At 40.1% G+C, this 6,387-nt stretch carries 11 protein-coding genes and 1 pseudogene; 10 read left to right on the top strand and 2 right to left on the bottom strand.

All coding sequences use genetic code 11. The features are described 5' to 3' along the window. The first annotated feature begins 32 nt into the window (after positions 1–32). The 3 genes from IM500_RS00640 (at position 33) to IM500_RS00650 (ending at position 990) form a co-directional block, all read left to right on the top strand. Entirely contained in the window at positions 33–452 is a 420-nt protein-coding gene (locus IM500_RS00640) for a hypothetical protein (RefSeq protein ID WP_287737404.1), read from the top strand. 133 nt (positions 453–585) lie between these two features. Next, on the top strand, positions 586–729 hold the full coding sequence (locus IM500_RS00645; RefSeq protein WP_199328717.1) for an HNH endonuclease: 144 nt from the start codon (positions 586–588) through the stop codon (positions 727–729). A gap of 66 nt (positions 730–795) precedes the next feature. Further along, positions 796–990: a hypothetical protein gene (locus IM500_RS00650; RefSeq protein ID WP_199328716.1), complete on the top strand. Its 195-nt coding sequence runs from the start codon at positions 796–798 to the stop codon at positions 988–990. Positions 991–1,275: 285 nt separating this feature from the next. On the opposite strand, the gene IM500_RS00655 is transcribed toward IM500_RS00650, so the two are convergent. Beyond that, positions 1,276–1,428 (bottom strand): hypothetical protein, encoded by a 153-nt coding sequence (locus IM500_RS00655; RefSeq protein ID WP_186814291.1) that lies wholly within the window; start codon positions 1,426–1,428, stop codon positions 1,276–1,278. A 39-nt stretch (positions 1,429–1,467) separates the two neighbouring features. Further along, entirely contained in the window at positions 1,468–1,779 is a 312-nt protein-coding gene (locus tag IM500_RS00660) for a hypothetical protein (RefSeq protein ID WP_242034510.1), read from the bottom strand. Between the two features lie 290 nt (positions 1,780–2,069). On the opposite strand from IM500_RS00660, the gene IM500_RS00665 reads away from it, so the two are divergent. The 7 genes and pseudogenes from IM500_RS00665 (at position 2,070) to IM500_RS00695 (ending at position 6,059) form a co-directional block, all read left to right on the top strand. Beyond that, complete coding sequence (locus IM500_RS00665; RefSeq protein WP_287737405.1) at positions 2,070–2,339, top strand: hypothetical protein; 270 nt, start codon at positions 2,070–2,072, stop codon at positions 2,337–2,339. After that, positions 2,336–2,755 carry a putative toxin-antitoxin system toxin component, PIN family gene (locus tag IM500_RS00670; protein ID WP_287737407.1) on the top strand — a complete coding sequence of 140 codons (420 nt, stop codon included), beginning with the start codon at positions 2,336–2,338 and terminating at the stop codon, positions 2,753–2,755. Before IM500_RS00665 ends, IM500_RS00670 begins: the two co-directional genes overlap by 4 nt. 351 nt (positions 2,756–3,106) lie before the next feature. Beyond that, positions 3,107–4,420: a tetratricopeptide repeat protein gene (locus tag IM500_RS00675; RefSeq protein ID WP_287737409.1), complete on the top strand. Its 1,314-nt coding sequence runs from the start codon at positions 3,107–3,109 to the stop codon at positions 4,418–4,420. A 373-nt stretch (positions 4,421–4,793) separates the two neighbouring features. Beyond that, positions 4,794–5,087: a nucleotidyltransferase family protein gene (locus IM500_RS00680; protein WP_002733639.1), complete on the top strand. Its 294-nt coding sequence runs from the start codon at positions 4,794–4,796 to the stop codon at positions 5,085–5,087. Continuing rightward, positions 5,084–5,425, top strand: a pseudogene (locus tag IM500_RS00685) (HepT-like ribonuclease domain-containing protein). Before IM500_RS00680 ends, IM500_RS00685 begins: the two are co-directional and overlap by 4 nt. A 263-nt stretch (positions 5,426–5,688) precedes the next feature. Next, a complete protein-coding gene (locus tag IM500_RS00690) occupies positions 5,689–5,880 on the top strand; it encodes a type II toxin-antitoxin system HicB family antitoxin (RefSeq protein WP_190718926.1) in 192 nt (63 codons plus the stop codon). After that, on the top strand, positions 5,877–6,059 hold the full coding sequence (locus tag IM500_RS00695; RefSeq protein WP_190718922.1) for a type II toxin-antitoxin system HicA family toxin: 183 nt from the start codon (positions 5,877–5,879) through the stop codon (positions 6,057–6,059). The genes IM500_RS00690 and IM500_RS00695 overlap by 4 nt, the downstream gene beginning before the upstream one ends. Positions 6,060–6,387: the final 328 nt, after the last annotated feature.

Here is a 6,387-nt window from a genome sequence, read left to right on the forward strand (position 1 = left end):
AAACCCTATCTGCGTAAGGAATTCAGGATTTTGTGTCCAGTAGTCCATTAGTATTATATTGCTTTAACTCAGGCTCTGTAAGACTTTTAGCCATAGCTAGTATGTTTATACGGGGGAAGTTCAGATATAAAGCAATTTGTGGCAACCAAGAAACAAGTGGTTTGACTCCAGGTCAAGCACTGGATCTTATGGAAACAAGTTTAATTGCTGAAGGTGAAAATATGGGTGAGACATTAGTGATTTTACAGCGTTTCCGTCCTGATAATTTATTCAGCAAACAGCAACAAGAACGTTTACAAGAACTGATGGAAGAATTTCATCAATCTCTAGCTTCTGAGACTGATTTTTCTGCGATAAAACAGCAAGAATTAACAGCTTTAATTGAGGAAGAATTACAAGCAAGTATTCAAAGAGGGAAAAGAATTATCAAACAGATTCAAGATAATGATTAATTTATAATCAAGAGCAAAAGGTAACAAGCATCTCTTTTCAAGGGAACAAAAATTAAAATTTTTCTGATTTCAACTGATTTAAAGCTATCGACTTCAGGTAGTAATTACTGACAACTTATGACTGATAACTGAAATGACCCATCCCCAATATACTCTCGTTGCGAAAAGGGCAAAACATAGATGTGAATATTGTCATGCACCAGAGATTATTTTTAATCTTGCTTTTGAAGTAGATCACATTGTTCCCCTCTCTAAAAAAGGGGAAGATAAACCATAAAATTTAGCTCTATCATGTCGTATTTGCAATCTTCATAAATTAGCTCGTATTGAGGGAATTGATCCAGTGACAGAAAAAGTATTTCGCTTATTTAATCCTCGTATAGACAAATGGGAAGAACATTTTCTTGTCGATAATAAAACTTTTGAAATCGCAGGAAAAACGCCAATAGGTAGAGTAACAGTAGAAGTATTAAGCATCAACTCTACTTTACAAATTAGTGCCAGAAAAATATGGTATATTCTAGGTGTTTTCCCTTGAAAAGTTAAGCTAAATAAACCAGAAAAAATATGATAAAACCACTTTTAAAAGTAGCACAGATACAAACTTAAAACAACCCTCTCATTACTTTTTGCTCGGTTTCCTCCTTAATCTTGAGAATCGCAATATCAACTGATTCTTGTAGATAATCGAGATTTGCTTGAGTTAGCGTGTAGTGGACTGTTTCAGCTAAAATAGGGCAATAGATTTCGGCTTAAAGTCTTAGATTATAGAATTTATAGCATTTTTCTAATACACCAAATTAGCTGAAACAGTCCACTACGGCTAGTATGGTGTATCAGTATACCATCGTCCTGCTTCTTCTCTTTTGTTTTGTTCGCTCATCAGTTCTATTATTCTTAGTTCGTCATCTTTTCTACGTTTTTCATTTGCTTTTCTTCTTTCTTCTTCATTCTCTTTTATACGCTGTTCAGCCACTTGTTTAAACTGAGGAAATATAGTTGCAAGTTTTTTAAGTTACCCCTGTCGATACTGATCTGATGAAACAAGTTGAGAAACATACTTATCAAATACATCTTTAAACTCAGGCAAAGTAGCAACAAACTCTTTTAACCTGTCTATTGTATTATCACCAAAACCGAGACTTTCAGGCTTCGTGGAAATCCACCGACCAATCACAAACCGAAAATCTGGGTACTTATCTAGTAGCATCCTAACATCGGCAATAGATAAACCTCCGTCAACCATCTGTAACCATTGCTGGCGAACAGAATTCCGTTGAACAGGATCAGTAATGTGGTCAAAACAGTCATCGTAGTATCCTGACATATTTTTTTCTCCGAATCACTCATAATCTCATCTTAAGCGTTCAGGGGGTGGTTATCAAGTAGCCAGTGGTATTGATTCTGTGGAAGGACTCTCTTGGGGTAGTATAAATGTAGAGGGAGAAACATTACCTCTCCAGACGCGAATCGCTGAGGGTCATCAATTCCCAGATTAGATTCCAAGGTAGCAAGCCCTAGCTTGAAAAATTCGCTAAAATATATATAATTAACTTGATCAGATTATTTATAAAGTCTGTTTAACAGCTAAAGTTAATAAAGTTGATTTTGAAGCTGATGACCAAAGAGCTACTCATACAAATCAATCGAGAAGGAAACCTCGAACTTCCTCCTGAAGTTCAAACCCGCCTCAACCCAGGAGATAAATACATGATTTCCCTGACGGAAGACTCCATCATTCTCAAAAAAGTTCATCAAGATAAAGTCAATCTAGAGCAATTCTTTGAGCGACTAGAAGCAATGGAACCAGACCCCAATCAACCGACTATGGCTGAGATTAGCCAGATGATTAAAGAAGCTCGCCAAATTAGACGCGCCAACTCATGAAAGTTGTTGTAGATGTCAATGTTTGGATTTCAGGATTGTTGTGGGGAGGAGTTCCGGGTAAAATCCTTAAATTAGCTAAAAATCAAAGAATTACAATCTTTGCCTCCCAAAAGATCTTAGCTGATATAGAAGATACATTAGAACGACCCAAACTCCAATCTCGAAAACAATATTGTGGATATACAACTGCATACCTGATGACTATCGTTCAAGAACTTATACAACCTTGTGTTGACAGACTACTAGAAGTTCCTCCACTTAGAGATGCAGATGATGCTGTTATTTTAGCGAGCGCTATAGTTATTCAAGCAGAAGTTATTATTACAGGAGATTTAGATTTACTAACATTACATGACTTTGAAAATATCCCCATCATTACTCCCCAAGAATTTCTTAGTCGCTACTTTCATGAGTAGAGAAGAGGAGTAAGGTAATTAATTGACGATTTACACCAGGAGAAAAGATAAGTTTGACCGACAATAATTGCTATGATTACTGTAGGATTTAAAAAAAAGCGATCGCTCTTACTACTTTCTAATTACTTTAGATAGTAGTAGCCTAGTGCTTTTTAGACAAAAAAAGCCTATTCTGTATATTCCCAAAAAAGCAGCCTATGAATTAAGTAGGGGTTGCTGAATAAATCTAAAAACCTTGTTGGATAATATTTTTAGGCTTTTTTAGCCCAAAAACCTTTTTTAGCAGGATTTACACCGATATTCAGCCAACCCTAAGTAGAATTTAAAATCATCCCCAGTGAGGAACTAGCCATGAAATCCTTTGCCCTTCTTACCACCGTTAGCCTAATCAGCCTTTCCACCCTCGCGACTGTTCGCCCCGTCATGGCGCTAGAGGGCCGACAACCAGCCGAAACCCGGATCGCTCAAGGGAACAATCAAGACGCGATCGACCACTATAACCGGGGAGTTGGCTACATCCAACAGAAAAAATACGATCTCGCCCTCGCTGAATTCACCAAAGCGCTCAACATTAATCCCCGATACGCCGAGGCTTACCTCAATCGCGGGTTTCTTTACGAACAACAGGAGAAACCCGACCTCGCCCTGTCCGATTACAATCAGGCGCTCAACATTAATCCCCGATTAGCCGAAGCTTACAACAATCGCGGGTTTCTTTACGCCGTACAGGGAAAACCAGACCTCGCCCTGTCCGATTTCAATCAGGCGATCAACATTAATCCCCGATTAGCTCTGGCTTACAGCAATCGCGGGCTTCTTTACGCCGGACAGGGGAAACCAGACCTCGCCCTCGCTGAATTCAACAAAGCGCTCAACATTAATCCCCGATTGGCCGAAGCTTACAACGGTCGCGGGCTTCTTTACTACGAACAGGGGAAACCCGACCTCGCCCTGTCCGATTACAATCAGGCGCTCAACATTAATCCCCGATTAGCCGAAGCTTACAACAATCGCGGGACTCTTTACTACGATCAGGGGAAACCCGACCGCGCCCTGTCCGATTACAATCAGGCGCTCAACATTAATCCCCGATTAGCCCTGGCTTACAACAATCGGGGGCTTCTTTACTACGGACAGGGGAAATCCGACCTCGCCCTGTCCGATTACAATCAGGCGCTCAACATTAATCCCCGATTAGCCGAAGCTTACAACAATCGCGGGACTCTTTACAACGATCAGGGGAAATCCGACCTCGCCCTGTCCGATTACAATCAGGCGCTCAACATTAATCCCCGATTAGCCGTGGCTTACAACAATCGGGGGCTTCTTTACTACGGACAGGGGAAATCCGACCTCGCCCTGTCCGATTACAATCAGGCGCTCAACATTAATCCCCGATTAGCCGAAGCTTACAACAATCGGGGGTTTCTTTACAACGATCAGGGGAAATCCGACCTCGCCCTGTCCGATTACAATCAGGCGCTCAACATTAATCCCCAATTGGCCCTGGCTTACGCCAATCGGGGGGTTCTTTATTACTCTCGACAAGAAACGGAAAAAGCGATCAGAGATTTCCGACAAGCCGCCGAACTGTTCCGCCAGCAAGGAAACGCGGCGGCCTATGAAGCGGTTATGGAAGCCCTACGGCAATTAGGTGCGGTCTAGTTCTTTTTCTTGGGTTGAGCGAATCAATAGGTTAAAGAAAACCTCTCATACCATTTTTCTTTATTCTTGGCAGGTATCTTACCCCCCCCTTGCCCCCCGACATCGGGGGGGTGGGAGGTTGGGGGGTGGGGGGTTAGGGGTGAGGGCGATTAACCATCTCTGCCATTACTTATGAAAAATGGTATCAATTCTAAGGGAAAGCGAAACCCAACACCCAACACCTAAATCTGTCTGAATGAGCGATCGCTTCTGATGACCTTTTGTTGGGTTTCCTTGGGTCAATCCAACCGACGATAATTGTTATCAGTATTTAGTTTTTTCTAGTCTAGTCTGTTAATTGTTCATTAAAAACCTTCGCGATGGATGTTATTTTATGACCCTAAAACAACTCATACAAGACAAACGAGAGGATATCCTAAAAATTGCCACCAAACATGGTGCTTTTAATGTGCGTGTATTTGGTTCCGTTGCTAGAGGTGAGGAAACTGAAAATAGTGATATTGATTTTTTAATTGATTATGATTTAGCTAAAACATCCCCTTGGTTTCCCGGTGGATTATTAGTTGATTTAGAGGATCTCTTAGGGTGTAAAGTGGATGTAGTAACTGAAAAAAGCCTTCATCATCTAATTAAACAGCGAATCTTAAAGGAGGCAATTAAGTTATGAATGAAGATCAAGTTTATCTTGGATATATTTTAGACTGTATTGATAAAATTAAGGAGTATTCCTAAGGAGGAAAACAGGAGTTTTTTGCTAATTCAATGATCAGCGATGCCATCATTAGACGCTTACAAACCTTGGCAGAATCAACTCAACGGCTTTCGGAGGAATTAAAGGCAAATATTCCCGATGTTGACTGGCGTAATATTTCTGGTTTTAGGAATATTTTAGTACATGATTATTTAGGAGGAATTGACCTTAATACAGTTTGGGATGTGGTAGAGAATTATTTGGATAATTTAAGAGAACAGATTTTCAGGCATCTAGAATCAGTCAATACTTAATCAAAGTCTAATTTTGTAGGTTCGGTTGAGGGAATAAATAGGTTAAAGAAAACCTCTCAATTCTCAGGGAAAGCGAAACCCAACAGCCAACACCTAAATCCGTCTAAATTAGCGATCGCCGATTTTGTCGGCTGCATTAACGAAGTGTAAGGCGGCAATCTCGCTGCCAACCCTGATAATAAAGCTGATCGTGGCTTGGGAGCAATTCAGTTATAATAGGGGTCAACTTAATATCTTTAGCAACGCAGAATGAGGATTTCACCATGAAGATTCCATATACATATTGGAAAGAATCAGATGGGATGTTCTTGGGCTATTTGAATGAATTTCCAGATCATTGGACCCAAGGTGTTGACTTAGAAGAATTAATCGAAAACTTGGTCGATCTCTACAAAACATTTACTACGGAAGAAATCCCCGGAATCAAGAGAGTTGCAGAGTTTGAACTCGCATGAAAAGACATGATTTAATTGCACAATCAGAGCAAGCGGGCTGCTATTTGATTAGACGTGGAGGGAAACACGATATTTACCATAATCCAGATACTGGAAAAACAGAACCAATTCCCAGACATCGAGAAATTAATGAGCGATTGGCTAAAAAGATTATCAAAAGTCTTACAGGCGACAGATAAATTCACAGTGCCAATTAGGGTCTGCTGAAAAAGTTTTTCGTGGGGCAGGGTGTGGGGTGTAGGGTTTTACCCATTTTCAGGGGGTCAATTACCTAATTTTCAGGGAAAAAGTGCCTTAATTTTCCCCCCGATTCCTCCAATGGCTGGCACTTTTTGATTTCAAAAAAGCCTAAAGATATTATCCAACAAGGTTTTTAGATTTATTCAGTAAACCCCAATTAGGGTTTGCTGAAAAAGTTATTGAAAAGTACAGATATCTTAATCAATAGACCTCTTGCAAAAGTCTTTCGTGATCTAATAAAAGGTTATTTATTTTTGCCAATACTCT

It is taken from the genome of Microcystis sp. M179S2 (assembly GCF_020245805.1).
Taxonomy (GTDB): domain Bacteria; phylum Cyanobacteriota; class Cyanobacteriia; order Cyanobacteriales; family Microcystaceae; genus Microcystis; species Microcystis aeruginosa.